Annotated in this window: 24 protein-coding genes and 2 pseudogenes; 15 read left to right on the top strand and 11 right to left on the bottom strand. The window is 64.5% G+C overall.

Translation table 11 applies throughout. The features are described 5' to 3' along the window. The first annotated feature begins 202 nt into the window (after window positions 1–202). The 5 genes from OR16_RS30715 (at window position 203) to OR16_RS30695 (ending at window position 4,835) form a co-directional block, all read left to right on the top strand. A complete protein-coding gene (locus tag OR16_RS30715) occupies window positions 203–1,792 on the top strand; it encodes a flavin-containing monooxygenase (protein WP_006162558.1) in 1,590 nt (529 codons plus the stop codon). A gap of 55 nt (window positions 1,793–1,847) precedes the next feature. Further along, the gene (locus tag OR16_RS30710; protein WP_006162557.1) at window positions 1,848–2,762 is read left to right on the top strand and encodes an SDR family NAD(P)-dependent oxidoreductase; all 915 of its coding nucleotides are present in this window, start codon (window positions 1,848–1,850) and stop codon (window positions 2,760–2,762) included. After that, complete coding sequence (locus tag OR16_RS30705) at window positions 2,759–3,721, top strand: alpha/beta fold hydrolase (RefSeq protein ID WP_006162556.1); 963 nt, start codon at window positions 2,759–2,761, stop codon at window positions 3,719–3,721. The genes OR16_RS30710 and OR16_RS30705 overlap by 4 nt, the downstream gene beginning before the upstream one ends. 80 nt (window positions 3,722–3,801) lie before the next feature. Beyond that, the gene (locus OR16_RS30700; RefSeq protein ID WP_006162555.1) at window positions 3,802–4,674 is read left to right on the top strand and encodes a metal-dependent hydrolase; all 873 of its coding nucleotides are present in this window, start codon (window positions 3,802–3,804) and stop codon (window positions 4,672–4,674) included. Beyond that, the gene (locus OR16_RS30695; RefSeq protein ID WP_006162554.1) at window positions 4,671–4,835 is read left to right on the top strand and encodes a rubredoxin; all 165 of its coding nucleotides are present in this window, start codon (window positions 4,671–4,673) and stop codon (window positions 4,833–4,835) included. The genes OR16_RS30700 and OR16_RS30695 overlap by 4 nt, the downstream gene beginning before the upstream one ends. 64 nt (window positions 4,836–4,899) lie before the next feature. Here the strand turns inward: OR16_RS30695 and OR16_RS30690 are convergent. Next, window positions 4,900–5,076, bottom strand: a pseudogene (locus OR16_RS30690) (MerR family transcriptional regulator); the annotation flags it as partial. Between the two features lie 317 nt (window positions 5,077–5,393). Here OR16_RS30690 and OR16_RS30685 point away from each other — a divergent pair. The 4 genes from OR16_RS30685 to OR16_RS30670 are packed head-to-tail and all read left to right on the top strand — an operon-like array spanning window position 5,394 to window position 11,320. Continuing rightward, complete coding sequence (locus OR16_RS30685) at window positions 5,394–7,997, top strand: type VI secretion system Vgr family protein (RefSeq protein ID WP_043421820.1); 2,604 nt, start codon at window positions 5,394–5,396, stop codon at window positions 7,995–7,997. Then, on the top strand, window positions 7,987–9,825 hold the full coding sequence (locus OR16_RS30680) for an esterase/lipase family protein (RefSeq protein ID WP_006162551.1): 1,839 nt from the start codon (window positions 7,987–7,989) through the stop codon (window positions 9,823–9,825). The genes OR16_RS30685 and OR16_RS30680 overlap by 11 nt, the downstream gene beginning before the upstream one ends. Then, window positions 9,810–11,045: a T6SS immunity protein Tli4 family protein gene (locus OR16_RS30675; RefSeq protein ID WP_237717285.1), complete on the top strand. Its 1,236-nt coding sequence runs from the start codon at window positions 9,810–9,812 to the stop codon at window positions 11,043–11,045. Before OR16_RS30680 ends, OR16_RS30675 begins: the two co-directional genes overlap by 16 nt. Further along, complete coding sequence (locus OR16_RS30670) at window positions 11,042–11,320, top strand: PAAR domain-containing protein (RefSeq protein WP_043421835.1); 279 nt, start codon at window positions 11,042–11,044, stop codon at window positions 11,318–11,320. Before OR16_RS30675 ends, OR16_RS30670 begins: the two co-directional genes overlap by 4 nt. Window positions 11,321–11,412: 92 nt before the next feature. Here the strand turns inward: OR16_RS30670 and OR16_RS30665 are convergent, their stop codons facing one another. Further along, on the bottom strand, window positions 11,413–12,291 hold the full coding sequence (locus OR16_RS30665; RefSeq protein ID WP_006162548.1) for a MerR family transcriptional regulator: 879 nt from the start codon (window positions 12,289–12,291) through the stop codon (window positions 11,413–11,415). A gap of 167 nt (window positions 12,292–12,458) precedes the next feature. Between OR16_RS30665 and OR16_RS30660 the strand changes: the two genes are divergently transcribed. The 3 genes from OR16_RS30660 to OR16_RS30650 all read left to right on the top strand — a co-directional run bounded on the left by OR16_RS30660 (window position 12,459) and on the right by OR16_RS30650 (window position 15,683). Beyond that, a complete protein-coding gene (locus tag OR16_RS30660; protein ID WP_006162547.1) occupies window positions 12,459–13,388 on the top strand; it encodes a LysR family transcriptional regulator in 930 nt (309 codons plus the stop codon). A 202-nt stretch (window positions 13,389–13,590) separates the two neighbouring features. Next, entirely contained in the window at window positions 13,591–14,559 is a 969-nt protein-coding gene (locus tag OR16_RS30655; RefSeq protein ID WP_006162546.1) for a Bug family tripartite tricarboxylate transporter substrate binding protein, read from the top strand. Between the two features lie 152 nt (window positions 14,560–14,711). Continuing rightward, complete coding sequence (locus tag OR16_RS30650; protein ID WP_006162545.1) at window positions 14,712–15,683, top strand: M14 family metallopeptidase; 972 nt, start codon at window positions 14,712–14,714, stop codon at window positions 15,681–15,683. A 3-nt stretch (window positions 15,684–15,686) separates the two neighbouring features. Here OR16_RS30650 and OR16_RS30645 read toward each other — a convergent pair whose 3' ends face one another. The 7 genes from OR16_RS30645 to OR16_RS30615 form a co-directional block, all read right to left on the bottom strand. Next, window positions 15,687–16,232, bottom strand: coding sequence for a hypothetical protein (locus OR16_RS30645; protein WP_006162544.1), 546 nt, complete (start codon window positions 16,230–16,232; stop codon window positions 15,687–15,689). 219 nt (window positions 16,233–16,451) lie between these two features. Beyond that, complete coding sequence (locus OR16_RS30640) at window positions 16,452–16,727, bottom strand: hypothetical protein (protein ID WP_006162543.1); 276 nt, start codon at window positions 16,725–16,727, stop codon at window positions 16,452–16,454. A 139-nt stretch (window positions 16,728–16,866) separates the two neighbouring features. Continuing rightward, window positions 16,867–17,463 (bottom strand): OB-fold protein, encoded by a 597-nt coding sequence (locus tag OR16_RS30635; protein ID WP_006162542.1) that lies wholly within the window; start codon window positions 17,461–17,463, stop codon window positions 16,867–16,869. Window positions 17,464–17,830: 367 nt separating this feature from the next. Continuing rightward, the gene (locus OR16_RS30630; RefSeq protein ID WP_006162541.1) at window positions 17,831–18,244 is read right to left on the bottom strand and encodes a hypothetical protein; all 414 of its coding nucleotides are present in this window, start codon (window positions 18,242–18,244) and stop codon (window positions 17,831–17,833) included. 117 nt (window positions 18,245–18,361) lie between these two features. After that, the gene (locus tag OR16_RS47890; RefSeq protein ID WP_043421816.1) at window positions 18,362–18,889 is read right to left on the bottom strand and encodes an acyltransferase; all 528 of its coding nucleotides are present in this window, start codon (window positions 18,887–18,889) and stop codon (window positions 18,362–18,364) included. Continuing rightward, window positions 18,865–19,485, bottom strand: a complete 621-nt coding sequence (locus tag OR16_RS47885; protein ID WP_081488921.1) for an acyltransferase family protein — start codon at window positions 19,483–19,485, stop codon at window positions 18,865–18,867. Before OR16_RS47885 ends, OR16_RS47890 begins: the two co-directional genes overlap by 25 nt. A gap of 139 nt (window positions 19,486–19,624) precedes the next feature. Continuing rightward, entirely contained in the window at window positions 19,625–20,800 is a 1,176-nt protein-coding gene (locus tag OR16_RS30615) for an acyltransferase family protein (RefSeq protein ID WP_081488920.1), read from the bottom strand. Between the two features lie 249 nt (window positions 20,801–21,049). On the opposite strand from OR16_RS30615, the gene OR16_RS30610 reads away from it, so the two are divergent. Next, window positions 21,050–21,727: a methyltransferase family protein gene (locus OR16_RS30610; protein WP_006162539.1), complete on the top strand. Its 678-nt coding sequence runs from the start codon at window positions 21,050–21,052 to the stop codon at window positions 21,725–21,727. 101 nt (window positions 21,728–21,828) lie between these two features. Here the strand turns inward: OR16_RS30610 and OR16_RS30605 are convergent, their stop codons facing one another. Next, the gene (locus tag OR16_RS30605; protein WP_006162538.1) at window positions 21,829–22,281 is read right to left on the bottom strand and encodes a PA2169 family four-helix-bundle protein; all 453 of its coding nucleotides are present in this window, start codon (window positions 22,279–22,281) and stop codon (window positions 21,829–21,831) included. A 403-nt stretch (window positions 22,282–22,684) separates the two neighbouring features. Between OR16_RS30605 and OR16_RS30600 the strand changes: the two genes are divergently transcribed. Both OR16_RS30600 and OR16_RS30595 read left to right on the top strand, forming a co-directional pair. After that, window positions 22,685–23,518 carry an AraC family transcriptional regulator gene (locus OR16_RS30600; RefSeq protein WP_006162537.1) on the top strand — a complete coding sequence of 278 codons (834 nt, stop codon included), beginning with the start codon at window positions 22,685–22,687 and terminating at the stop codon, window positions 23,516–23,518. A 549-nt stretch (window positions 23,519–24,067) separates the two neighbouring features. Then, window positions 24,068–24,607, top strand: a complete 540-nt coding sequence (locus OR16_RS30595; protein ID WP_141639944.1) for a hypothetical protein — start codon at window positions 24,068–24,070, stop codon at window positions 24,605–24,607. Window positions 24,608–25,183: 576 nt separating this feature from the next. Here OR16_RS30595 and OR16_RS42010 read toward each other — a convergent pair. Continuing rightward, window positions 25,184–25,616: pseudogene (locus OR16_RS42010) on the bottom strand (tRNA uridine-5-carboxymethylaminomethyl(34) synthesis GTPase MnmE); the annotation flags it as partial.

Below are 25,616 nucleotides of genomic sequence, written 5' to 3'. Positions count from 1 at the left end.
GTGCGGGAAAACACGCTTTTTACCCGTTTCATGCGCTCAAAACACCACTAAAATCCGCTAAAAATTAGAGTGGCGATTCAAAACTGAATATTGACCCCGGGCGCTGGCGTGCCTACGATGACATCCATCAATGTCACAATCAACGATGTTGCGGCGCACTACGGCATCCCGTCGTACACGCCAGCGGCACGAGAGACAGCTTATGAACGCGCCAGCGGACCTGCCCCCGGAGTTATCCACAGCCAAGCCCTCGGCCAAGGGCTCCGGCCCCACCGAGTATTGCGATATCGCCATCATCGGCACCGGCTTCGCGGGCCTGGGCATGGCGATCCGCCTCAAGCAGGCGGGCCTGCATAACTTCGCGCTGTTCGAGAAGGCCGGCGCGGTGGGGGGCACGTGGCGCGACAACCACTATCCGGGCTGCGCCTGCGATGTGCAGTCGCACCTGTACTCGTTCTCCTTCGCGCCCAATCCCGATTGGTCGCGCATGTTTTCGCCGCAGCCCGAGATCCGCGCTTACCTGGAACGCTGCACCGACCAGTTCCGCTTGCGCCCCCACCTGCGCCTGAACCACGAACTGCGCCGCGCCGCCTGGGACGACGCCAGCGGCGCGTGGCAGCTCGACATGGCCGACGGCAAGCGCGTGCGGGCACGCGTGCTGGTGTCCGGCATGGGCGGCCTGAGCCGGCCGGCCTATCCCAATATCCCGGGCCTGGAGCGCTTTCGCGGCGAGGCGTTTCACTCGCAGCACTGGAACCATGGCTACGCGCTGGCGGGCAAGCGCGTGGCGGTGATCGGCACCGGTGCCAGCGCCATCCAGTTCGTGCCGCAGATCGCTGCGCAGGTGGCGCACCTGGACCTGTTCCAGCGCACGCCGCCGTGGATCATGCCCAAGCCCGATCGCGAGGTGTCTGCCATCGAGCGCGGGCTGTTCCGCCGCCTGCCGTTCGCGCAAAAGCTGATGCGCACCGGCATCTACTGGGCACTGGAGTCGCGCGTGCTTGGCTTCGTGGTGCATCCCAAGCTGATGACGGTGGTGCAGCGCATCGCGCGCCGCCATATCAAGCGGCAGATCGCCGATCCCGCGCTGCGTGCCGCCGTCACGCCGGACTACACCATCGGCTGCAAGCGCGTGCTGATCTCCAACGACTACTACCCCGCGCTGGCGCGCGCCAATGTGGATGTGGTGACGCACGGCATCGACCACGTGGAGGAGGACGCCATCGTGATGCGCGACGGCACCCGCCGCAAAGCCGACTGCATCATCTTCGGCACCGGCTTTCACGCCACCGACCCGATTCCGCGCGGCGCCATCCTTGGCCAGCGCGGCGCCGACCTGCTCGACGCCTGGCGCGATGGCGCCGAGGCGTACCTGGGCACCACCGTGGCTGGCTTTCCCAACCTGTTCCTGGTGGTGGGGCCGAATACCGGCCTGGGGCATAGCTCGATGGTGTTCATGATCGAGTCGCAGGTGAACTACATCCTCGGCGCGCTCAAGGCCATGGGCCGGCAGCGCGTGCAGGCCATCGACGTACGCCCGAGCGCGCAGCGGGACTACAACGCCGCGCTGCAGCGCAAGCTGGCGGGCGCCGTGTGGTCCGAGGGCGGCTGCGTGAGCTGGTACCTCGACCCGAAGACCGGCAAGAACACCACGCTGTGGCCCGGATTCACCTGGCAGTTCCGCCGCGCCACGGCGCGCTTCCGGATGGCCGACTACGAGATCCGTCCGCTGACGCGCTACGCGCTCGCACCCCGCGAAGCCAACGAAGCCAGCCGGTCCATCGAGGCGTGAGCGCGTTGCGTGCCCGGCTGCGAGCAAGACCATAAGAACACCGAGGAGACACGGCATGAAGGATTTCAAGAACAAGGTGGCCGCCATTACCGGCGCAGGCTCCGGCATGGGCCGCTCGCTAGCCCTCGCGCTGGCGCGCGAAGGCTGCCAGCTGGCGCTGTCGGACCGCAATGAAAAGGGCCTCGCGCAGACGGCGGCCGAGGTCATGCGCGCGGCGCCGGGCCTGGTCTTCACGCAGCACTGCGTGGACGTGTCCGACCGCGCCGCGATGTACGCCTGGGCCGAGCAGGCCGCGCGCACGCACGGGCGCATCAACCTGATTTTCAACAATGCCGGCGTAGCGTTGTCGAGCACCATCGAGGGCATGAGCTACGACGATCTCGAATGGATCATGGGCATCAATTTCTGGGGCGTGGTGCATGGCACCAAGGCGTTCCTGCCCTACCTCAAAGCCAGCGGCGAAGGCCACGTGATCAATACATCAAGCATCTTCGGCATCTTCGCGCAGCCCGGCATGAGCGGCTACAACGCGAGCAAGTATGCGGTGCGCGGCTTCACGGAATCCTTGCGCCAGGAGCTCGACATGCAGGACTGCGGCGTGTCCGCGACCTGCGTGCACCCGGGCGGCATCAAGACCAATATTGCGCAGGCCAGCCGTATCTCCGCGAATGTCACCGGCTTCCTGGTGCACGACGAGCAGCAAGGCCGCGACGAGTTCGAGAAGTATTTCATCACCACGGCGGACAAGGCCGCGCGCGTGATCCTCAACGGCGTGCGCCACAACCGCCGCCGCGTGCTGATCGGGCCGGATGCGGTTGCCGCCGACATGATGGCGCGGCTGCTGCCCGCGGCCTACCAGAAGCTGGTGGTGTTCGACGCGCGCCGCAAGGGCCCGCTCGGCCAGCCCGCCGCCGACGCGCCGGGCACGCTGCCGGCCAAGGCCAGCGGCAACGGCGCGGACGCACCATGAACCGCGCCGCCATGCCGGCGGATAGCCGCCTCTCGCAGCCACCCGGCGCGCTCACGCGCTGGCTCGGCCAGGGCCGTATGGGGCTGTTCAGCCTGTCGCGTGAAACGCTCGCCAGGCGCCATGCGCTGCCCGCTTCGCGCTGGGTGCAGGTAATGGGCGCGCTGGTGCATTACACCGATGAAGGCGTGCCCGGCGGCGAGCCGCTGCTGCTGATCCACGGCTTCGGCGCCTCGCTGCATACCTGGCAAGGCGTGCTGCCGGCGCTCGCGCAACGCTATCGCGTGCTGCGCGTGGACCTGCCGCCGTTCGGCCTGACCGGGCCGTTGCGCGATGCGCGCGGGCGCATCCTCACCATGGATGTCGAAGCGTACCGCCACTTTATCGACGCCTTTTGCGACGCCATCCACCTGCAGCGCGCCAGCGTCATCGGCAACTCGCTGGGCGGCCTGATCGCGTGGGACATGGCCGTGCGCCATCCCGGGCGCGTCGACAAGATGGTGCTGATCGATGCCGCCGGCTTCCCGATGAAGCTGCCGCTCTATATCGCATTGTTCAACCACGCGCTGGTGCGCTGGTCAGCGCCGTGGCTGCTGCCGGAGTTTGTGATCCGCGCCGCCACGCGCGATGTCTACGGCGATGCCTCGCGCGTGGACGAGGGCACCTTCCGCCGCTATGTCGATTTCTTCTACGCCGAGGGCAGCCGCGAAGCCGTCGGCCGCATGGTGCCCAAGCTGGATTTCGATGCGCTGGACACGCAAGCGCTCAATGGCATCCGCTCGCCCACGCTGGTGCTGTGGGGCGACCGGGATCGCTGGATCCCGCCGGCGCATGCGCAAGCCTTTGCCGAGCGCATCCCGGGCGCGCGGCTACAGCGCTACGCGGGCCTTGGCCATATCCCGATGGAAGAGGATCCGCAACGCGTGGCGGCGGACCTGCTGCCTTTTCTCGACGGGCGCTGAGACCTACCGCCGAAGCACCCGGCGCACCCGAAGCACCCGATGCACCCGACGCATTCCACGAATCGACAGGAGTACTCATCATGATGCCAGTCCGACGCGATGTGCATCCCCACTTGCCTGCCAGCCGCATCAGCGACTGGCACGTGCGGGGCCGCCATGTCACCCACTTCGTCAACGCGCTCTCGATCTTCTTCCCGGCGGGCGAACGCTTCTTCATGGACAGCGTGCGCGCCTATCGCGACGACGTGGCCGACCCGGAACTCAAGCGCGCCATCGCGGGTTTTATCGGCCAGGAAGCCATGCACACGCGCGAGCATATTCTCTACAACCGGCTGATGACGGATGCGGGCCTGCCCGCCGAGCCGCTCGACCGGTTCGTGGGCAAGCTGCTCAACGTGTTGCGCAAGATACTGCCCAGGTCATGGCAGCTCGCGCACACCATCGCGCTCGAGCATTACACCGCGATGCTTGCCGGCGGGCTGCTGGCGGACCCGGACCAGATGGGCGGCTCCGAGTCTGGCTATCACCAGGTGTGGATCTGGCACGCGCTGGAAGAAACCGAGCACAAGGCGGTGGCCTACGACGTGTGGAATGCCGTGATGAAGCCGGGGCCGTATCGCTACCTGTTGCGCACCTTCACCATGCTCACCACTACGCTGACGTTCTGGGCCATGGTGTTCGTGTTCCACATCCGGCTGGTGATGGCGGATCGCGAGTGCCGCAACAAGCTCGGCGGCTTTGGCGGCGTGCTGCGTTTCCTGTGGGGCAAGCCTGGCGTGCTGCGCAAGATGATTCCGGAGTGGTTCGATTATTTCCGGCCCGGGTTCCATCCGTGGGATCACGACAACCGGGCGCAGCTGGCGCGCATCGAGCCGCTGATCGCGCAGATCGAGGCCACTTCGGCGCGGGCCGGCGTATCCAGCCGGGCGCCTTCGGTGAGGGCCGCGGCATGAAGGCCTGGCAGTGTGAGATTTGCGGGCTGGTCTACGACGAAGCCGCCGGCATGCCGGAGCATGGCATCGCGCCCGGCACGGCATGGAGCGCCGTGCCGGAGGACTGGAGCTGCCCCGATTGCGGCATGCGCAAGGGCGATTTCCAGATGGTGGCGCTGTAGCTTGCTGGCTCGCGCTCTCCCGCTTTCTCCCGCATGCGCGGGCGAGAGCGGGCGCGTACCTGTATCAGCGCTTGGCCTTGCCCGGCCCACCCGTCGGCGCATTGCCCCGGCCGCCATCTTCCGGCGCGTCGTGCAAGTGCTCGATGATGGCCGCCACGCGGTCGCCGAGGTATTTATTGGCCGACTGTTCCAGCGCTCGCATCATTTCAGCTTCTATCGCCACCGTCGCCATCTTGCGGATGGCTTCCAGCGTGCGGTGGTCCATTTTCCGTCCATCTCGCTTCATGACAACCCCGGCCCTACCGAACTCCGCCGGCTTGCGGATTTGTTGCCTAAATTCCTGACTGCTCAGCAATACTGATCTGAAGAACATCCACTGTAATCAGCCGTTTCGCCTCATCTTTCGGATTCGTCTGATTGCTTTCCTGCACTCGTCACATCAGCATACTAGTGAGTCGTTTCACGGTCACAGGATGAGCGCCGCAACGGTCATGCCGCAAAACGTCAAGTGGCTTGTCCTCGCTGTCAGGGAAGTCCAATTTCCAGGAGCGCTTTCGCATGGGTAATCGCTTGCCGTTTTCCTCTCGTACCGTCACCGTTTCCGGGCCAGCATTGCCGGAGCTATATGGACAGTCTGTTTTCACTCTCGTTCGGTTGGAGGGTCGGGAGGCCCTGTGCGACCTGTACGAATATGAGATCGAACTCAAGACGCAGGACAAGAATTACAACTTCTGCGGCCCGGAGGGCAATTTCGACCTACGCGAGATGAATGGGCGCGAGCTGACCGTGCATATCCAGTTGGATGGCATGGGCACCGGTCTGGCCGGTGGCATCGGCGCCGGTACCCGCGAGATCAGCGGCATTGTGGATTGCGCCCGGTTCCTGCGCGCCGAGGGGCGGCACTTCGTCTATGGACTGACGCTGCGCCCGTGGCTGTGGATTGCTTCGCAGAACAGGAACAGCCGCGTCTTCGAGAACCGCACCGATATCGAGATCATCGAGGAAGTCCTGTCCGCCTATCCTTTTCCGGTCGAGCGGCGGTTCGACACTGCCAAGTATCCCAGGCGGGTCTATCGCACCCAGTGCGACGAGAGCGACTACACCTTTGTCGCCCGGCTGATGCAGCACTGGGGACTATCGTGGTTTTTCGAGCACTCCGAGGGCAAGCATCGCCTGGTGCTGGCCGATCACGTCGGCGGCTACCGAACCGTGCCAAGCGAGGCCTATCAGGTTCTGGAAATCCACCCACCGGGCGTCAAGGTCGATCAGGAGTATCTCGATACCTTCTCGGTCATCGATGCCGTGGTGGCCGGCAAGTACACGACCAACGCCTATAGCTTCACCCAGCCCCGTGGTGACCTGACGGCCAGCAGCTCAGACCCGCGCGAAACCGGCTTGAACAGCGGCGAACTGCACCAGGAAGTCTACGACTTCCCAAGCGAGCACGCCCAGCCGGCCACCGACAATCGGCCCTGGGACGAAGGCGAGATGATTGCCCGCATCCGCATGGAAGCCATCCGTTCGCGCGGCCTGCGCTGCTTCGGCGCGGGGAACCTGCGCGCCGTGGTACCCGGCTGCACGATGAACGTCACGGGGCATCCCCAGCAAGCCGCGAACTGCGAATACGTGGTTCTCGGGACAAGCCTCAAGCTGGAAGACGTAGCCGAAGCCTCGGGCGAGGGTCAGCGCTGGCAATGCCGGGTGGAGTTCGAGTGCCACCCCGCCCGCGAAGTCTTTCGCCCTGCCCTTAGCATTCCGTGGCCGGTCGTCGCCGGCCCGCAGAGCGCCACCGTGGTGGGCCCGGACCATAGTGTTACGTGGCCGGACGAGTATGGGCGCGTGCGCATCCGGTTCCCGTGGGACCGCTTTAAAAAGATGTCCTGCTGGGTGCGCGTCGCCACGCCGTGGGCAGGCTCGCAGTACGGCCAGGTCAGCGTCCCGCGCATTGGCAACGAAGTACTGGTGATGTTCCTGGACGGTGGCGACCCGGACAAGCCCATCGTGATGGGCTCGGTGCCCAACAGCATGAACATGCTGCCCTGGCAACTGCCGGACCAGCACGCGCTCACCGGCATCCGCAGCCGCGAACACGAGGGAGGCGGCAGTAACCATCTGGTGTTCGATGACACCAAAGGGCAAATCCAGTCGCAATTGTCCTCGGATTACCAACGATCCCAGCTTAGCCTGGGCCACCTGACCCGCATCGAGGACAATCGGGGCCGTCGGGATCATCGCGGCGATGGCTTCGAGTTGCGCACCGACGGCCATGGTGCCGTGCGCGGCGGCGACGGCCTGTTGATCAGCACCGAGGCGCGACCCGACGCGAAGGCGCACCACAAGGACATGGGTGAAACGGCGGCCAGGCTGGAACAGGCGCACCATGCTCACGACACAACTGCACAATTGGCGCAGCATCACCTTGCGCAGGACACCGAACAGCAGGATGTGGCCAAGGCGCTCAAGAGCCAGCACAGTGAAATTCGTGGGTCTGGCGAGGTCAACGGCGAGCTGACGGCGCCGCATTTGATACTGGCTTCTCCTGCGGGACTAGCTGCGACCACGGCCAGGTCCACACACCTGCATAGCGGCGAGCACCTTGCCGTGACCGCGGGCAAGCATACCTCCATTACCACCGGCGGCGGCTTCTTCGCCAGTGCGGCGCGGCGCATTGCGCTGTTCGCGCACAGCCTTGGCGTGCGGCTGGTGGCCGCTACCGACCACATCGTATTCGAGGCGCACGACGGAGATATCAAGGGCACCGCCAAGCGCAACATTCATTTCCGGGCGCTGGGCGATATTGTCTTCGAAGCCGATCAGGGCATTTTGTTCAAGGTCGGACAGACCTATCAGCGCTGGACCCCGTCGCAAATCATCGAAGGCATGCAGGGCATGAAGCGGGTCCATGCCAGCGATCTGAGCGTTGACCCCCCCGATGGTATGGATCTCAGCGCATTTGCGTTGCCGCAGAGCGATTTCGACCAGGAGGTGTACTTGCACCTGCCGGATGGTTCACCTGCCAAGAACCGGCGATTCCGCTTGACGCAATCCGACGGCAGCGTGATCGAGGGCGTCACCGGCCCCGATGGCCTGACCAAGCTACAGCAGAGCCAAGGCGCCGAAAACACCATGATTCAAATTCTGGAGACCGCAAGTGGCAACTGATCGTATCCACCTGCCGATTGGCGAAGAGATTGGTGGTTACGCCGGTGCCACCGTGGCGCTGACGCCTTCGACCGACAAGCGCCGCATCAGTTTGCCGGTGCCGCCGGATTGGGTCATCCCGATCATTTTTATTCCTGGCGTGATGGGCACCCACCTTCGCATGGGCAAGAAGCGGCAGGCAGACCTTGATCGCGAGGATAACCGCGCCTGGCGCCCCGACGAAAAGCTCGACAGCCTGTCCCGGCGGAACGATCCTCCGAAGCGGAGGCAACTGAATTTCGATCCTGACGAAACCGAGGTCGATCGTTACCAGATTACCGAGGACGCCGGGAAATTCGATATGACCGGAGAAGCAACGGCGAACTCCGACAGGCGCCACGGCAATGTTCCCGACGGGTTACCCAATATCGGCTTGCTGATGAGCGCACCTTTGCCCCCGGCGGCAGAGCAGTGGAAGGCGAAACGGGGGAAACAAGAAGCCACCGCCGCGCAGAAGGCCCGCTGGCGCGGGTGGAGTGAGGTCATGTTTGAGTCCTATGGGACCGTCATCAAGCTCCTGGAGGCGCGGATGAATGAACTGCTGACCCCGACAGGCGATGTCTCGCTGGGGTGGAAGATGCCCTTGAGCATTCCCGTGCTCGGGGTGAATCCGCGCGAATGGGGTTGCGCTGGCGATCCACTTACCGAAGAGGAGCTCCGGCGCGTGGGTAATTGCTGGTATCCGGTCTACGCGATGGGCTACAACTGGCTGCAGAGCAATGGCGTGTCAGCGGGAAAGCTCGCCACGCGCATTGACGAAGTCATCAAGATGTACCGAGCCAATGGCCGCCGCTGCGAAGAGGTCATCGTTGTCACCCATTCCATGGGCGGGCTGGTTGCCAGAGCTATGCTGAACCCGAAGTATGGAAAAGGCATCGGCGAGAAAATCCTTGGCATCTATCACAGCGTGCAGCCCCCAATCGGGGCGGGGGCGGCCTACAAGCGCGTGCGCACGGGCATCGATGACGCGAAGGGCAGTGTTCCTGCTGCGATAGCTCGTGCAGTCATTGGCAAGACAGGCAAGGAAGTCACGGCCGTCTTTGCTAACGCCTCCGGACCGCTTGAACTATTGCCAACGGCCTCCTATCCGCGCGGATGGCTTCGCGTGCAAACCAGCGAGTACCGGCAGGTGATGGCGCTGCCAATTGCCTCGGACGCACCACTCAAAGCCTATTTCGACGAACTGGACCTGCACAAGAAGCTTGGCACCGCGAAGCCCGCACCGCCCGTGGCGGTTGGTGATCCCGTTTATGACATCTACGCCCGCGAGCCACGGGCTTGGTGGCGTTTGCTGAACCCGGATTGGGTTAATCCCGCCGACAAGAAATATGAAGGTGCTGATCCAAACAAGATCACATTGGAGCGGATTGCTGAAACGCAGAAGTTCCACAAGAACATCAAAGACCTCTACCACCCGACCACCTACGCCAGCTACGGCGAGGACCCGTCGCAGAAATCCTACGGCACGGTCACGTACCGGGTGAATGCGACGGATTTGTCGAGGTTTGGCGATCCGCTTTCGTGGACCTTCGAAAGCGAAGACGGCGAAGGCCGCATTGTCGTTCGGGCAATGAACCGCCAAACGCTGCAATTGCGGCTGGAGCCGCCCATCGACGCCGGTGACCAGACCGTCCCCAGCGAAGCTTCCGCCTCGCATGTACGGGCCACGATGGTATTCCGGCAAACCGGCTATGAACACCAGAACAGCTACAACGACGACAAGGTGCTTGCGTCGACATTGTATTCCATCGTCAAGATCGCCAATACGGCGCCATGGTGGAACAAATGATGCTTCGCGGCAGTGCCATGGCTTTGCTGAGCGTTCTCGCTCTGATGGCCTGTCAGCCGTATTCATACAAGGAGAAAGGCGTGCCGAATCAAGTTGAACTATCGCCGCGACTGCAGGCACTGTTTGCCAAGAGCAAATTGGTTTGCTTCGGGCGCTATGTCATGGAGGTGCCTGACGAAGCCGAACTGATATTCGGCTCGCAGGACTTTCCGGGGAAGATCGTTACCCATGCTGGCGCCGCGAATCGCTTGAAAGAGTCGGCGGAAGTCTATCGATCCAAGATGCGCGAGCAAAGCGACTCTGCGGAGATTACCTACTTTGGAGAAGGACCGGCCGAAAATAGTATTGAAGTCCGGTTCTTCCCGAGCGACTCCGCCAAGAGCTACGGCAATGAACGGAAACACACGTTCATCGCGGCTGGATCTCACCTATTCGAATGGTTCTATGGTGGCGAAGAGCTTGTACCTTTGGCATGGGGTCTGCGTGCTCGCGAGAATACCGAGGTCCCCAAGGATCCTGGTGTGTGCATCGATCACGGCTTCATCGCCGACCGCAGTGGGACATACCAGGAAATCCTCCGGGCAGGCATTGCACTACCGAGCCTGCCGGATGTCAGCTTCTCCGTGGACTCCAACAAGCTGGCCAGCGCTGAAGGCGAAAATGGGGAAGGCCTGCTGGCATCCATTGCGCGGCAAAGGTCGGATCTGGGCGAGCGCTACCCGAAGCTGACCACTTTGCGCGAAGGCAAGCGAAGCGTGGGCATATGGCAGGGAGAAGAGTCACTGGTTCGCCGCGCTGATGGTACGCACGATTTTGAATGGGAGGCCGTTGGTAAGGAGCGGACCACCCTCCATCCATCATCCATCGGTGCAAAGTTGTATAGCAAGGTGGCCGCGAATCGCATCGGTGCTGCTGATAAGGCATCGTTGACCGACAACGAGGCTGTGGCACTGTGGGACAAGTTGTTGACTGGCGTGCGCTTTCGCGTCAACGCCCCGCCAACGCAAACCGGCGACCCTGTGACCGTGCGTTCTGGCGGGATCACCCCTGCATCAGGTATGTGGCGGGCCTCGCTTCCCGCAGGCCATCGCAATGCAGATTGGGTCGCGAGCAAGTCCAGCATCTCCCGGCAAAAGGGGATGCCGATGATTCGCTTCGGTCTTGCCCCGTCGGACGAAGCGCAGATTCTGTGGACGTGGATGGGCGAGGCCAGCCCTTGAGCCGGCGGATCATCACTGTTGGCGACGAGACCGATCACGGCGGCGTGGTGCTGACGGGTTCGGCCCATCACAAGATTGGCGGCAAGGGGATGGCGAGGCTCGGGGATAAGGTGTCCTGCCCCTTGTTCTACCCGGACAAGCGCCCGCATGGCATCAACGAGATTGTCACAGCATCCGGCCCGAGGATGGGCGGGATTCGGACCGCCCTCGATGGTGACCGAGCGGCCTGCGGCTGCAAGCTCATCGGCACAGCATCCGTGCGCGTTGGGTGGTAGGTGCCGATTGGAACCAGGAAAAAGGGCAATATGGCAGTCCGGAGAAGTGGGCGGGCCCCCAATTCTGCGACGTCCCCCCCGGCGTACCCATCTCAGCGCGTGATCTTCCCCGGCCCGCCCTTCGGCGCCTTGTCCTTGCCATCTTCCGGCGCGTCGTGCAAGTGCTCGATGATGGCCGCGACGCGGTCGCCGAGGTATTTATTGGCCGACTGTTCCAGCGCCCGCATCATCTCGGCCTCTACCGCCACCATCGCCAGCGGGCGAATCCGCCAGAGGATATCCACCAGCCGCGGCACGTCCTGCGGCGGCGGCAGCTTGCCTTCGCCGAAGCGATCCAGCTCGCGCACCACCATCGCCACGATCCGGTCCGATACGGCTTCGAAGTGCCCGCGTGCGTGCTCGATGATGGAGAGCACGTCTTCCAGCGCAAATCCTGCGCGCGCGATCTCGGCGCCGGCGGCGAGCGTGCGCGGGCTGCGCGCGAGGTAGCCCATGCCGTCCGGCTCCAGCAGGCCGAGGGCGATGGCCTTGGTCAGCGCGGGGCGCGATACCGCGCGGCCGAACAGCTTGGCCAGCGCCAGGTAGGAATAGTGGCGCGGCGCTTCGTCCGTCCACGGGCTGCTGATGGCGGATTCCAGCCCGAGGATGGAGCGCAGGTCGTGCCCTTCCACGATGGCCTTGAGCAGCTCCTGGATATTGTTCAGCGTGTAGCCGCGCGCCAGCAGGTGGTTGATCAGCCGTAGCCGGCCCAGGTGCGCCTGGGTGTAGATGCCTACCCTGCCGCGCCGCTCGGGCGGATCGATCAGGCCGCGGTCCTGGTAGGAGCGCACGTTGCGCACCGTGGTGCCGGCCGCCCGCGCGAGCTCGTCGATGGTGTATTCCGGTGGCGCGCCATTGCCGGCGCCGGCGACATCCTGCGCGGAGGAGGAAGACGGGGAGGTGGGCGCGGCGCCGCGCTTGAAGAGGGCCATGGCAAAAATTCTACCCGAGTCGTGCCGCCGCCGTGTGTCATGTCGCATGCCAGGCGCCGCGTGCCGCGCGCGTACCGCTACAATCGTCGCAGCGCCTCTCGCCGGACGGCGGCATTTACCTTGGTTGTCCCCTTTCCACTTCTCCACGCGCCCTGGCGCGAGTCCCTATGCATATCCGCTGGCTTGAGGATTTTGTGTGCCTGGCCCAGGCCGGCAGCCTCGCGCGCGCGGCGGAGCTGCGCAACGTCACGCCGCCCGCGTTCGGGCGGCGCATGCAGGCGCTGGAAGTCTGGGCGGGCGCGCCGCTGATCGATCGCAGCGTGTTCCCGGTGCGCCTCACCGATGAGGGCCGGCAATTCCTGGAGGCCGCGCAGAGCGCGCTGCGCACGCTGGACGAAACACGCATGTCGCTGCGCGCCGCGCATCGCGCCGATGCCAGCACCGTGGTGATCGTCACCGGCAAGACGCTGGCGCGCTCGATGGTGCCGGCGTGGCTGGCCGGCCTGCGCCATGCGCTGCGCAACGACAAGGTGGCAGCGGGCTTTCGCACGCGGCTTTCCACCTTTGCCACGCACGACGCGCTGGCGATCTTTACCGAAGGCGACGCGGATTTCCTGCTTTGCTACAACTCGCCCGAGCAGCCGGTGACGCTGGACGGCGCGCGCTACCAGTACCACCTCGTGGGCGAGGAGCGCCTCGTTTGCGTGAGCGCGGCGGCCGACGGCGGCGCTCCGCAGTACAAGCTGCAAGCGCGCGGCCAGCGCGCGCCGGTGCCGATGATCGCCTACGCGCCAACGCTGACCCTGGGCCGCATGGTCAACGGCGAGATCGCGCGGCGCGGGCTGGCTAGCCGGCTCGACGTGATCGCGGTCAGCGACTTCGCCGAGTCCGTGCATGAAATGGTGCGCCAGCGCATGGGGCTGGCATGGCTGCCCGCCCGGCTGATCGCCGATGACCTGCGCACGGGCCGCCTGGTGCGCGCCGGGCTGGAGGTGGGCGGCGAAGCCGACCTCGCCATGCAGATCCTGCTGTACCGCCCGCGCGCGCCCATGCGGGCGCTGGGCGAGGCCTTCTGGCATGCGGCGGTGGCCAGCTAGCCGGCCAGCGCCACCCGCCGGGACCGCCTTGGCGCGACCGGCGGCCCCGATCCCGTCACCTGACTCCCCACCCTTGCCAAAACGGCAAGCGCCATTGCCAAAGCCGCACGTTGCTGCGGCCGCACGCTCTCTAAGATCGCCGCATGCCTGCATACCCTGCCTGTCTGCATACGGCGCAAATCTAGAAACGGAGAGACCTGCCATGAACAAACTGCTGCGTGCGGCTGCTGCCGCATCCTTCTGCCTGCTTGCCGGTGGCGCTGCCGCCTCGGGCTGGCCGACCAAGCCGATTTCGCTGGTGGTGGGCTACACCGCGGGCGGCAGCGTCGACCTGGTGGCGCGCACCATCGCGCCGGAGCTGGGCAGGCGCCTGGGCCAGAGCGTGGTGATCGAGAACCTGGGTGGCGCGGGCGGCACCATCGGTGCGTCCAAGGTGGTCAAGGCCGACGCCGACGGCTACACGCTGCTGATGGGTTCGGGTAGCGAGGTCTCGATCGCGCGCCTCACCAACCCCGCCGTGCGCTACGACGGCGAGCGCGACCTGGCGCCGATCACCTTTGTCGGCACCCAGCCGATGGTGCTGGTGGGCAAGTCCGCGCTGCCGGCCAAGAACGCCGACGAGCTGATCGCGCTGGCCAAGGCGCAACCGGGCAAGCTGGCCTATGCCTCGTCCGGCGTGGGCACGCCGCTGAACCTGGCCGGCGAGCTGATCAAGCAGCAAGGCAAGGTCAACATCACCCATGTGCCCTATAAGGGGGCGTCCGCCATGTCCACCGACCTGCTCGGCGGCCAGATCGACCTCGCCGTGATGGTGCTGTCGTCGGCGCTGCCGCATATCCAGGCCGGCCGGGTCAAGGCCTACGGCGTGACCGAAGGCCACCGCGCCCAGGTGGCGCCCAACGTGCCCGCGCTGGCGGAAAGCAGCACGCTCAAGGGCGTGGACATGGGCGTGTGGTTTGGCCTGATGGCACCGGCCAATACGCCGCGCGCCGTGGTGGATCGCCTGAACACCGAGATGCAGGCCGTGCTGGCCATGCCCGATGTGAAGAAGAAGCTGGCCGAGGCCGGCGTGGAAGTGGCGCCGGGCGGCCCGGGCCAGTTCGCCAGCTTTATCAAGCGCGAGACGGTGAAGTACAAGAGCATCGTCCAGACTGCGGGCATTCACGAATAAGGGGGGCGGCGGCAGGCGTACCATTTGCTTGCCGCAAGTGGCGGTGCCGGTGATTGCCGCCCGCCTTTCCTCGATTCCCTGGCTTCTTTCGCTTTTTTTTGCTGCTTTCGCTGTTCCGCCGCCATCACTGGCAACCTTGCCGACCTGAAAACATGACGACCACTGCCCCCAGCTTCGACGCTTACCCGGTTGAAGTCGAATTCCCCGATATCTCCGCCTACGCCGCAGGCAACGCCGGCGTGGCTTACGTCCACACCTTCGACAGCGGCGTGCCTGGCCCGCATGTGATGGTCAACGCGCTGACCCACGGCAACGAAGTGTGCGGCGCCATCACCGTCAAGGCGTTGCTGGACCTCGGCCTGCGCCCGCGCCGCGGCCGCCTGACGCTGGCCTTTGCCAACGTCGACGCGTACCACAGCTTCGACCCCGCCCGCCCGGACGCATCGCGCTATGTCGACCAGGATTTCAACCGCGTGTGGACGGCAGCCGTGCTGGACGACACCACCCGTGACTCGTCCGAGCTGCGCCGGGCGCGCGCCATGCGCCCGGTCATCGACACCGTGGACCTGCTGCTCGATCTGCACTCCATGCATGAGAAGAGCTTGCCGCTGATCGTCTCCGGCCCGCTCGACAAGGGCATCGCCCTGTCGCGCGCGGTGGGCGCGCCGGCCAACGTGATCGTGGACGAAGGCCATCCGGAAGGACGGCGCATGCGCGACTACGAAGGCTTTGGCGACCCCGCCAGCGCCAGGAACGCACTGCTGGTCGAATGCGGCCAGCACTGGGAAACCGCTGCCGTGGGCGTGGCCCAGGACAGCACCGCGCGCTTCCTGCTCAATGCCGGCGTGATCGATGCGGGCGACGTGCCCGCCGGCTGGCTCCTGCCCGTGGCAGCGCAGCGGGTGGTACGCGTGACCGAGCCCGTGGTCGCCAGCAGCATGGATTTCCGCTTTGCCGGCCCTTACACCGGGCTGGAGACCTTCGCCGAGGCCGGCACCGTGATCGGCTGGCGCGACGGCGAGCCGGTGGTCACACCGTATCCGGATTGCGTGCTGGTGATGCCGTCGCTGCGGCAACTGCGCCCGGGCGTGACCGTGGTGCGGCTGGGGCAGTTGGTCGGCTGATGCTCAGGCTGGCGTTGCTGGCGAGGCCGGATACGGCGGCGCCGAGGGTGCGGGCGGCGCACCCGGCGTGCCGGCCGTGGACGGCTTTGGCCGCATGCCGGGCAGCAATTGCTCGAACAGCTCGTCGATCTTCATCTCGGGCGGGACCAGATTGCTCAGGTTGATGCCGCCGGCGCTGCGCAGGGCGTCGTAGTTCGCCTTGCCGGCGCGCTCGCCGTTGATATAGACGATGATCTCCGCCGTACTCAGGAAATCGCGCCAGTATGTCTGCCGTTGCATGTAGATCGTGGCGGTGTAGGGGCACGAAGCCACCGACGCGCCGGGCGACAGCATCTTGAACTCAAAGCCGCGCTGCTGCACCGAGTCGCGGACGAATTCCGCATAGGCATTGCCACCGCTGCCCGGGTTGGCGATCACGCAGAACAGCGTGCCGTCGGCGGGCTGCATGGAGGCGATACGGTCGCCGCGGTCGACCGGGATGACGGCCTGGTACGTGGCGCAGCCGGTGACCAGCAAGCCTAGGCTGGCGGCTAGCAATGCTTTTTTCATGATGTTCCTGGAAACGCTGCTGCAAGGGTGCCGAACCGTGTTGTCGGCAGTCGCGCCCGCCAACTTTAGGCCATCCCGGCGGCGGCAATCGGTGGAACAGAGCGGGGAAACCGGTCCGGCGGCGCGCGCTGGCCGCCAAGGCAAAAAATGGCCAGTCCGCGTGGCTGGCCAAAGAGGGGGCTTGCCTTGGAGACCCGCTTTCGGGTCGGCTGTGCAGGGTTAGCCCCAGAGCACAAAGGCCTGGCGGCAGCGCAGTGCCATCACCTGCGCCTCGAAGGCGCGGGCGGCGCGCTGCGCGAGCTGGTCGCGGCGGCGCTGGCGGGGCCTGGGGTGCGATGGGCCAGCGGGCTGGCCCTTGGCGCCTGCACGGCGGCAATCTACGGCGAGGGAAGCGGGCCCGCTCACGTGCCACTCCTGGCGCGTGATGGCGAGGATGCTGGTGAGTGCCTGGGCTTGCGGTGCGGCCATGCTGCCCGGGAGGAGATCTTCCATCATGATATTCAGCGCGGCCCGCGCTCCTGGGAGCTGCCGGCCTTGTCGCGTCGTTGACGTTTGTTCGTCTTGTGATGGAAAGATACACAGCGCCGTAACGCGCCATCATCGACGGCGCGCCGATCTTGCTGTGGGAGTTGTCCTACAAAGCGGTGGAGGGGCGAGAGCGGCCGTCATCACAGGCGGCCTTGGCCCCGTCTGGTGGACTTCTGGCGGTCTTCGTCAGGCGCCTCAGGCCTTTGCCGCGCCGTCCGCGCCGGACCATGGTGCCGCGCGCCTCGACCTCGCAGGTGCGCCCGGCGGGGCCGCAAATCTGGATCGGCAGGAGCTTGGCGCGCACTAGCAGGGACGGGCTATTGGAGCGGATATCCAGGAAGACCGTGTCGTCGCCCTCGCGCCGCACGCCACTGGCCACGCCCTCCACGATGAAATACTTGCCCAGGTAGCGGTCGTTGGCCGCGCCGGTGTTTTCCTGGTAATCGTCGACGAGCGTGTCCGCCTGGTATTGCGGCAGGATGTCGGTGGAGCGGTTCGGGTCAATGCTGATCGGGTCCAGCGTGCCGTTCTTGGGCACGCCGCGCGCGCCGGCATTTGGCTCAGGCACCGCGGCGGACGCTGCCGTGACCGGCTCGGGGGCCGGCTCTTCCTGCTGCGCTTCGTGGTTGCCGGTGAGCCACAACATGCCAAGGACGGCAAGGGCGACAACGCCGATAAGGATTTGCTGGGTACGGTTCAACATCCGGGGTTTCCTGCAATAGAAATTGGCCATTGCGCTGGCAGGCACCGGCCGCGCGCATCGCGCGCGCGGCGCTGCGTGCGGCACGCTCGGCCGGGCGGCCAGCCCGCCTGTGGCAAGGCCTGGCGGTGCCAGTTCAGGCGCTCGGGAGGGGCTCGCCAAAAAAGTTGCCCACAGCTTTGCCCACAGGGTTGTTCGGTCTTCTCCACAGACTTGTCCACAGCCTGGGCGGGGTGCGGTGTGGAGATGCAGGTGGGCATGCGCAAGCACTTCATGGCGAGTGGCGTGGCGTAGCGTGGCGTGGCGTAAGGCTGGCTTGTCACGGGGCTGCCGGGCCGCCTCGCATCATGCCGCGATCGGCGAGCAGCGATCAGTGAAGGTGCCGCAGCCCGGTTTCGTCGTCGTCGTCTTCGTCCTCTTCCCAGTCCTCATGCTCGACCGGGGTGTCCGGCGCCATGTCGAACACCATCGAGTGGTGCTGCACGGTAAACCACTCACGGAACTGCTGCAGCGTCAGCGTTTGCGGCCACAAGCTTTCGTCGAACCACTCCCCCAGCATGAATTCGAAGAAGGCGCGCCAGCGCTGTTCCACCCACTGCAGCGCTTCCGGCGTGGTCGAGACATCGTCCGGCACCAGGAACACGCTCTGGTCCTCGCGCACATGCTCAAGGGTCAGCGTGGCTACCGGGTCGATATCCACGGCCATGATCCATTCGAAGAAAGGCTGCTGCGGCACCAATACGACGAGCGAGCGATTGAGGGTAAAGCGGGGATGATCGGTCATGGCAGGGGCTCGTTCGCTGAAACGGCCCATTGTAGCGGTTGCCCGTGCCCGCATGCGATTCATCGGCGGGCACGCGGCCCGGCAAGGCCAGGCCGCCGCCGCCGCGGATCGGCATTCCTAGATGATGGGGCGTCCCCGCCTGGCGGGGTCGGCGCCAAAGGCGTCCCGAGGCGGCAAGGCGGCCGCTGGCGGGGGCGGTGCCGGGGTGGGAACCCGGGTGGGGAATAGCGCATCCTTCAGCGCCAGGAAGCGTTTTTCGATCAGGTGCCAGCTCAGCAAGGCCGCCGCGATGGAGGCGCACAGGCACGCCGCCGAAAAGCCCAGTTGCCACGGGATCTGGCTGCCGAACAGCAGGCGTGGCTCGCCGAACGCCCTGGCCGCCGCCACGCGGATGATCGGGTGGAACACGTAAAGCGCATAGCTGTACTTGCCCAGGAACACCAGGTACCGGTTGCTGAACACGGCGTGCCGGTCCGTGGCGCAGGCGGCGTAGACCAGGCCCACCGCCACCACGGCAACGACCGAGAAGCCCACGGTATAGATCAGCGGGCTGGATTCCAGCCGCGAACCCATGGCCGCGAGGCAGCCGACCAGCACCAGCAGCGCCAACGGCGCCGCCTTCACCAGCCAGGGCTTGAAGCGCAAAGCATGGCCATGCCGACGCGCACCGCCAGCGTACCCGCCAGCAGCACGAAGCACAGCCGGCGCATGGCGGCCAACGGCAGCAGCAGCACCAGCAACGGCCACACGGCGTAGAACTGCTCCTCGATGGCAAGCGACCACAAATGCCCAGCGCCCGCGCCAAAGAACGTGCCGGTCAGTGCCTGCTTGAGGTTGGACAGGTACAGCAAGAACCACGGCCAGCTGGCCTGCACCGCCTCCAGCTTGGCCTGCTCGCTGTCGCCGACCCGGTGCGAGATCAGCGGGAACAGCAGCAGGAACAGCACGGCCAGGTAGACGTAGTACAGCGGAAAGATGCGCAGCACGCGGCGCCCGTAGAAGGCGCGCAGGTAATTGGGCGCGCCCTTGGTACGCAGCAGGATGCCCGTGATCAGGAATCCCGACAGCGCAAAGAAGATATCCACGCCGATCCATCCCGTCATCGACAGCTGGTAGAACACCCGGTCAAGCGGCAGGTCCGACACCAGGCCCACGTGGGCAAAGTGATAGAGCATGACGATCAGGACCGCCAGGCCCCGCACACCGTCGAGCGCGGAAACGTGGGTACCGTCTCGGTTCATGTTGACTCCCTGCCTGGGATGGGCACGCCCCGCGCGGGCGGGCCCTCCGGACTGCCGTGGTGCAATTTCACAAAGTACCGCGCGGCCTGGTCCGCGTTGGTGTGGCAGCCAACACAGGCCAGCGCGGCGCAACGCCCGCTCACAAGGCTTGTTGCGGCAAGTCCTGGAGCGGTTCGGCTTCGCCGCTGCGCGCAAGCGCGCTGCCCTCCTCGCCCGCCGCCGCCAGGGTTGCCGCCTGCGCCCGCTTGCTGAGCCAGCTTCTGAGCCGCAGGAAAGGCGCTTCGACCAGCGTGTAGCTCAGCGCCGCGGCCGCCAGCGCCTCCAGGATGCAATAGGGGAAGCGCAGCGCCAGCGGCGATGCCGCGCTGGTAAACAACTGCTGCCACACGTACAAGCTGAACGAGATCGTGCCGATGAACACAAAGGCCTTGCTCCTGAGCAGGCGCGATATCCACAGCTCCGGCCGCTCCACCACGGCAAGGATCAGCAGGCCGACCGCCGCCGCCAGCGCCACCGGGCCATAGGTCGCCGTCCAGATGCCGCCGGCCAGGATGCCGACGAGCGGCAGGCCAAGCAGCAGTACCAGAATCAGCGCCGGGAGCGCGAACGTGCCGGCGAAGCGCGCGTTCAGCGCTGTCTTCAGGCGCTCGCGGTCCAGCGCGATATAGCAGCCCATCAGCACCGGGTCCACGCCCGTGTGCAGCATCAACCCCAGTTGCCCGCGCAACGAAGGCGTCGCGAAATAGCAAAGCACCCTGACCAGCGGCATCAGCAAGATCACCAGCAACAACCACCGCGGATCCTTGCCGCGCAGCAGCACGACCAGGATCGGCGGCCACAGCCAGTAGAACTGCTCGTCCAGCGCCAGCGTCCAGAAATGGCCGAGCAGCCATGCGCCGACGGGATGCGCCATGTTGACGTTGCCCAGGCCAAGCATCTCCGAGTAATTCCAGAGGTGCACCGCCGCAAACAGGATCTGCCGCGCGTCGACGTCGATCAGCCCGGCGATGCCAAACAGGCCCAGGGCGATGAGATAGACATAGAAAGCCGGCCAGATGCGCAGCGCGCGGCGGCCATAGAAGCGCATCAGCTTGATGGAGCCGCAGGCCCGCCACTCGGCCTGCAGCAACTCCGTAATCAGGAAGCCGCTCAGCACGAACGAGATGAACACGCCGACGCCGCCGTTCGCGAAATACCGCAGTGGCGCGAGGAATCCCGTGTACCCCCCCTTGGCCATGTGTTCCGCATGGCTGATGACCACCAGCATTACCGCGACACAGCGAAGCCCGGTCAGCTCTAGAACGCGACGGCTCATTGTTCATTACCCCACTCAAAGTGCCGGGAGGCGCGATGCTCCGCCACGACTCCTCCGCTTGCCGCCTCGCCAGGACGCTCTGCGGCGTCGCGGTGGCCGCGCGCGGCCGATGGGCATGCGGCATGAATCTAGCCCGCCTCGCGCCCGCGCTCTGTGCGCCGGCATACCAAGTGTGCTAACCAAGCGCGTGCTAACGTGTTGGCATGACGAACGCGCGGCTACCGGTTCGGCGGCAAGGAGGCAGGCGCCATGGGTTTCAAGGTCGGAATCACGCTAGCGGCGGAGGGCCTGCTTTTTGCGGCCTTGCTGTTTGGCGCCGCGGGCACGCTGGCCTGGCCGGCAGCCTGGGCCTATCTCATCCTGTTTTTTGGCGGCGGCTACTGGATTACGCTGCGCCTGGCGCGGCACGATCCGGCGCTGCTCGCCGAGCGCATGAAAATGCCGCTGCAACCTGGCCAGCCGTTCTGGGACAAGATTCTGCTGCCGTGCGTGGTGGTGGCGTGGATTGCCTGGATGGTGCTGATGGGCCTGGATGCGGTGCGCTTTCACTGGTCCGCGATGCCGCTCTGGCTGCAGTGCCTGGGCGCGGTGCTGCTGGTGCTGTCATACGTCGCGGTCGATCGCGTGTTCCATGAAAACACCTTTCTCGCGGCCGTGGTCAGGATCCAGGCCGAGCGCGGGCACCGGGTGGTGTCGAGCGGCCCCTACGCCGTGGTCCGCCACCCGCTCTACGCCACCATGCTGGTGTTCCTGCCGGCCAATGCGCTGATGCTCGGCTCCTGGTGGGGCGTTGCCGCATCGCTGGTGCTCGTTGGCGCCATTGTGTTTCGCACGGCAATGGAAGACCGCGAGCTGCACCGCGGCCTTGCGGGCTACGCGGCCTATGCGGCCCGGGTGAGGTACCGGCTGGTGCCGTTCGTCTGGTAGGCGTCCATCAGGCGTCCATCAGGCGTCTTCCTGGCGTTGGTCAGGCAGCCGGTCTTGGCTGCTTATCGCAGAGGATGGCAAGCGATCAACGTATCGAAGCCTCAATGAATCTGCATCCCGCGCATGGCGTGGATGCGATCGTGATGCCACTGGATGCCCTCGTACTGGCGCTGCACCACCGCGCGGATCTCGGGTGGCATGTCCTTCATCAGCGCTGACTGGTATTCCCGTTTCGCCGTTTCCTCATCGCGTTCGCAGAGTTGCAGCACCGCATCGTCGTTGTGCGGCGCGATCACGTGCAACACTTCCATCCAGCCGCGATGCAGCGTGCCGCCCATGCTGCCGCGATCCCGCGGCTCCGCGCCCAGCGATGTCACCAGTGCCTGCAACTCCATCACCGAAGCGCGGCACGATTCCGCCGTGCCCGTCAGGATGGCGCGTATCTCGGGGTTATGCACTTCACGGGCGCCGGTTGTGCAACTGAGCTCGCCGTCCTTGCCGACCTCGATCAGGTGGTTCAGGGTGCCGACGATTTGTCCTTGCGCGTTGGTCATGATGATCTCCTTGCCGGTCTTGCATGGACAGGAGCCCGCGTGAATCCTCGTGTGAACCCCCGCGTACATCCTCGCCGCACGCTACACGCCTGGCGTCGATGCCGGTTCGGGATTCAGGCCCCTGCTTCCTGTGCTTCCAGTGCTTGCTTTGCTTGCCGCGCGGCACTTTTGCGATGGCCCGCGCGCTGGCAGCCGCGTGGACCAGCGCCGGGGCGAGACGGGGGTGGGATTTCAGTATAGGAGGGTGTGCGCGCTCATTGGAGGGAGGGCTGGCCAGTTTGTGCGCCGCAGATCGCCGACATCGACCCGCATGCGCTTATCTGCACTTTGCCAACAACGGAGCCAGAAAAAACCGCAAAATCTGCAAACCGGCTGCCGGTAGATTGCACGCCATGGAGACCACATGAAGCCCGAAACCCGAATCCAGTACGCCCAACGCATGGAACCCGTCCTGCGGTGGCTGGCAAGCCACCCCGACGCCGATCCGGAGCTGTACCAACTGGCCGACCTGGCCTGCCTGTCACCGTATCACTTCCATCGCGTCTATCGCGCGATGATCGGGGAAACGGTGAACGCCACGGTACAACGCCTGCGCATGCACCGTGCGGCAATCGCGCTGGCGGGTACCGAAACTTCATTGCGTGATGTGGCGCTGCGCGCCGGCTACGAGTCGGACGCAGCCTTCAACCGGGCATTTGGCGCGGCCTTCGGCATACCGCCGGGGCGCTATCGCGCAGCCCGCTCCGGTCCCTTCAACCCTCAGGAGCTAGCCATGTATCCCATCACGATCGAAACCCTTCCCGGCACCGTTCTGGCCACGCTGCCCCATCGTGGCAGCTATCAGGAAATCGGCCCGGTATTCACCCGCGTGTTCATGCTGGCGGCCAGCCGGGGCCTCGCCAGCCCGGACGCCATCGGCTTTGGCGTGTACTTTGGCGACCCCGAGCAGGTGCAGACGGAGCAATTGCGATCGCTGGCCGGCATGCCGGTTGCGCCGGATGCCGACCTGGGCGAGGAACTGGAGCGATTCGAAATCCCGGCGGGCCGCTGCGCGATACTGACTTACACCGGCCCCTACAACGAGATGGGCAAGGCCTATAACTGGATGTTCTCGGAATGGCTGCCGAACAGCGGGGTCGTGCCGGCGGACTTTCCCATGTTCGAGCAGTACATGAACGATCCTCGCACCACGCCGCCCGCGCAGTTGCAGACGCGGATCTGCATGTTGGTGAAGTAGGCCGGAAGTAGGCCTGAAGCCGGTCTACTTGCCGGTACAAAACCGCGTAAGAAAGCGTCCCCGGCAGGTCATCGCTGCTGAACTCGCCGGTGATGCCGTTGAGATGGTCCTGCGCCACGTCAATCTTGTTGACCGAACGCAAGGTCAGCGAGCCCGGGCGCAGGTGGCCGGAGAGGTGGTCGTCGATGGGTCGGCGCGGCCCACGGCTTCCCGGCGCTCTCGACACCGATTCCCACGCCGCCCGTTTCGTCAGACCGATACGGACGATTCCACGCCAAAGATCAGAAAATTCCCAACGTTAATAAGTGCGATTCTCATTTATTATCTGAGCGCTAGGTTATCCGACGATAAGCGCTTACTCCAACAGGCCTAACACGCAGATTTATTGCTCGGTATTGGTTATGGTCCCTGCGGAGGAAAACGCTATGAATCTCACATTCAGGAGCAACGCTTCAGGCCGGGATGGAAGTGAAATCAGGCTCAATTGCTTGCGCATATTTCAAGCAGTTGCTGCCGGATCCTTGATTTTCAACTATCGGAGGTTTAAAAATGATCCGCCATTCTTTCGGCTTGGTTCTGCTTCGTAAACTGCCAATCCAGTGTTTTAGTTTCCCCAGGTGGAAATCAGTGCTTGCTGTGACCATGATTGGATTTTTAACTGGATTGTCCCTCGCAGAGAACGGGATGGTCGACGCAGAACATTTCCCTCTTCCAGTAACTATTGGCGCAGGCATGGTTGCATCGTGGGCTGCTTTTATCCTAATCTACGCAATTCTCAATTGGTGGGTTCGGCGCGGCGCTCGCTGGGACGGCAAGGGGGATCTATTTAATCTTCTGGCAGCCGCCACTCTGTTTTCCGGTATTGTTTCAGGCGTATTACTTTTGTTTATTGATTCGCCTGTCGTCATGTTTGTGGTTTGGTTGTACTCGATCTTGATTGCCGTGGAGGCTCTAAGTGCAACCATGGAAAATGTGACTCGCATTTACTCACTCTGCGGAGTCTTGATGGCGCAGGTCATTTCCATGTTTTTCTGCACACTTCTTCTTGTGACCCTCTTCTCCATATTTCTCAGATTTATCAAGAACTGATCGATCTGGGGTCGATCAGCCATGCCAGCTATGTCTGCAGGGAAATGAATGAAACCGATGGTGTGGTGTTTCCCGCCGCTGTATGGGGTGGGATGGTGTTGGAGGAAGGTTAACCCTCGCATTGGTTGCGAGTATGCCGTATATGTCGGCATACCATTTCGTCAGCGTCGTGTTTCGCCATATTAACCGGAGGTAACGGTAGTAAAGTGTCAGCGAGACTGCCGTTTAGTCTCGTCTGCTCTTTGGGAGATTCCCTTGGAAAAACTAAAGAAAGTCACCGGATCCCTGATTTATTTCCTATTTGAGATTTGTGTGGGAATGATAGCCGGGTATCTTCCCTCCATCATAATTGGCCTCGCTTTGTATTTCCTGGGAATGGAAGCCAAGGATTGGATAGAGAGAATGTTCTCGGGGTCATGAGCAAGCGGTCTTGGAGAGATAGATTGAAGCGTTTGATGGTTTTGGCATGCTCAGGCTATCCGCTAGCGTAGTCGCGGTTTCTCACGATGCATAGCCTAGTTGGTCTAGGGTTTGGCGGCCCATCATTGGCGTCACTTGGCAAGCCTTGCTATTCGATTACTTCCCAATACAAAACCGCGTAAAAATCGTCCCCAGCAGGTCATCGCTGCTGAACTCGCCGGTGATGCTGTTGAGATGGTCCTGCGCCAGGCGCAGTTCTTCCGCGAACAGGTCCAGCGCCTGTGCTTGCTGCGCGGCGCGTTCTTCGGCCAGGTCCAGGTGCGATTGCGCGTTGCGCAGCGCGGTGAGGTGCCGCTCGCGCGCGAGGAAGGTGCCTTCGTTGCCCGATTGCCAGCCCACCAGCCGCAGCAGCTGGCCGCGCAGCAGGTCGATGCCGGCGCCGGTGCGCGCGGAGATCCATACCTCGGGCGGGGTTCGGGCCGATGGCGGCTACCACGTGCGGGCGATCGGTGCCGAAGGTGGTGCTCGCCGACCAGTGGGCGCCGAGGTCGATCTTGTTGACCACGCGCGAGGAGTCGGCGGACGGCCC

It is taken from the genome of Cupriavidus basilensis OR16 (assembly GCF_000243095.1).
Lineage (GTDB): Bacteria > Pseudomonadota > Gammaproteobacteria > Burkholderiales > Burkholderiaceae > Cupriavidus > Cupriavidus basilensis_D.
This window is presented reverse-complemented; position numbering and strand designations above follow the sequence as displayed.

Bases quoted from the DNA above. Each gene is read 5' to 3' on its own strand.
- OR16_RS30685 (WP_043421820.1), top strand. From the start codon at position 5,394: ATGGGTAATCGCTTGCCGTTTTCCTCTCGTACCGTCACCGTTTCCGGG.
- OR16_RS47885 (WP_081488921.1), bottom strand. From the start codon at position 19,485: ATGAACCGAGACGGTACCCACGTTTCCGCGCTCGACGGTGTGCGGGGC.
- OR16_RS30675 (WP_237717285.1), top strand. From the start codon at position 9,810: ATGGTGGAACAAATGATGCTTCGCGGCAGTGCCATGGCTTTGCTGAGC.
- OR16_RS30655 (WP_006162546.1), top strand. From the start codon at position 13,591: ATGAACAAACTGCTGCGTGCGGCTGCTGCCGCATCCTTCTGCCTGCTT.
- OR16_RS30630 (WP_006162541.1), bottom strand. From the start codon at position 18,244: ATGACCGATCATCCCCGCTTTACCCTCAATCGCTCGCTCGTCGTATTG.
- OR16_RS30700 (WP_006162555.1), top strand. From the start codon at position 3,802: ATGATGCCAGTCCGACGCGATGTGCATCCCCACTTGCCTGCCAGCCGC.
- OR16_RS30595 (WP_141639944.1), top strand. From the start codon at position 24,068: ATGATCCGCCATTCTTTCGGCTTGGTTCTGCTTCGTAAACTGCCAATC.
- OR16_RS30705 (WP_006162556.1), top strand. From the start codon at position 2,759: ATGAACCGCGCCGCCATGCCGGCGGATAGCCGCCTCTCGCAGCCACCC.
- OR16_RS30710 (WP_006162557.1), top strand. From the start codon at position 1,848: ATGAAGGATTTCAAGAACAAGGTGGCCGCCATTACCGGCGCAGGCTCC.
- OR16_RS30650 (WP_006162545.1), top strand. From the start codon at position 14,712: ATGACGACCACTGCCCCCAGCTTCGACGCTTACCCGGTTGAAGTCGAA.
- OR16_RS30600 (WP_006162537.1), top strand. From the start codon at position 22,685: ATGAAGCCCGAAACCCGAATCCAGTACGCCCAACGCATGGAACCCGTC.
- OR16_RS30660 (WP_006162547.1), top strand. From the start codon at position 12,459: ATGCATATCCGCTGGCTTGAGGATTTTGTGTGCCTGGCCCAGGCCGGC.
- OR16_RS30665 (WP_006162548.1), bottom strand. From the start codon at position 12,291: ATGGCCCTCTTCAAGCGCGGCGCCGCGCCCACCTCCCCGTCTTCCTCC.
- OR16_RS30640 (WP_006162543.1), bottom strand. From the start codon at position 16,727: ATGATGGAAGATCTCCTCCCGGGCAGCATGGCCGCACCGCAAGCCCAG.
- OR16_RS30715 (WP_006162558.1), top strand. From the start codon at position 203: ATGAACGCGCCAGCGGACCTGCCCCCGGAGTTATCCACAGCCAAGCCC.
- OR16_RS30635 (WP_006162542.1), bottom strand. From the start codon at position 17,463: ATGTTGAACCGTACCCAGCAAATCCTTATCGGCGTTGTCGCCCTTGCC.
- OR16_RS30645 (WP_006162544.1), bottom strand. From the start codon at position 16,232: ATGAAAAAAGCATTGCTAGCCGCCAGCCTAGGCTTGCTGGTCACCGGC.
- OR16_RS30610 (WP_006162539.1), top strand. From the start codon at position 21,050: ATGGGTTTCAAGGTCGGAATCACGCTAGCGGCGGAGGGCCTGCTTTTT.
- OR16_RS30615 (WP_081488920.1), bottom strand. From the start codon at position 20,800: ATGAGCCGTCGCGTTCTAGAGCTGACCGGGCTTCGCTGTGTCGCGGTA.
- OR16_RS30605 (WP_006162538.1), bottom strand. From the start codon at position 22,281: ATGACCAACGCGCAAGGACAAATCGTCGGCACCCTGAACCACCTGATC.
- OR16_RS30695 (WP_006162554.1), top strand. From the start codon at position 4,671: ATGAAGGCCTGGCAGTGTGAGATTTGCGGGCTGGTCTACGACGAAGCC.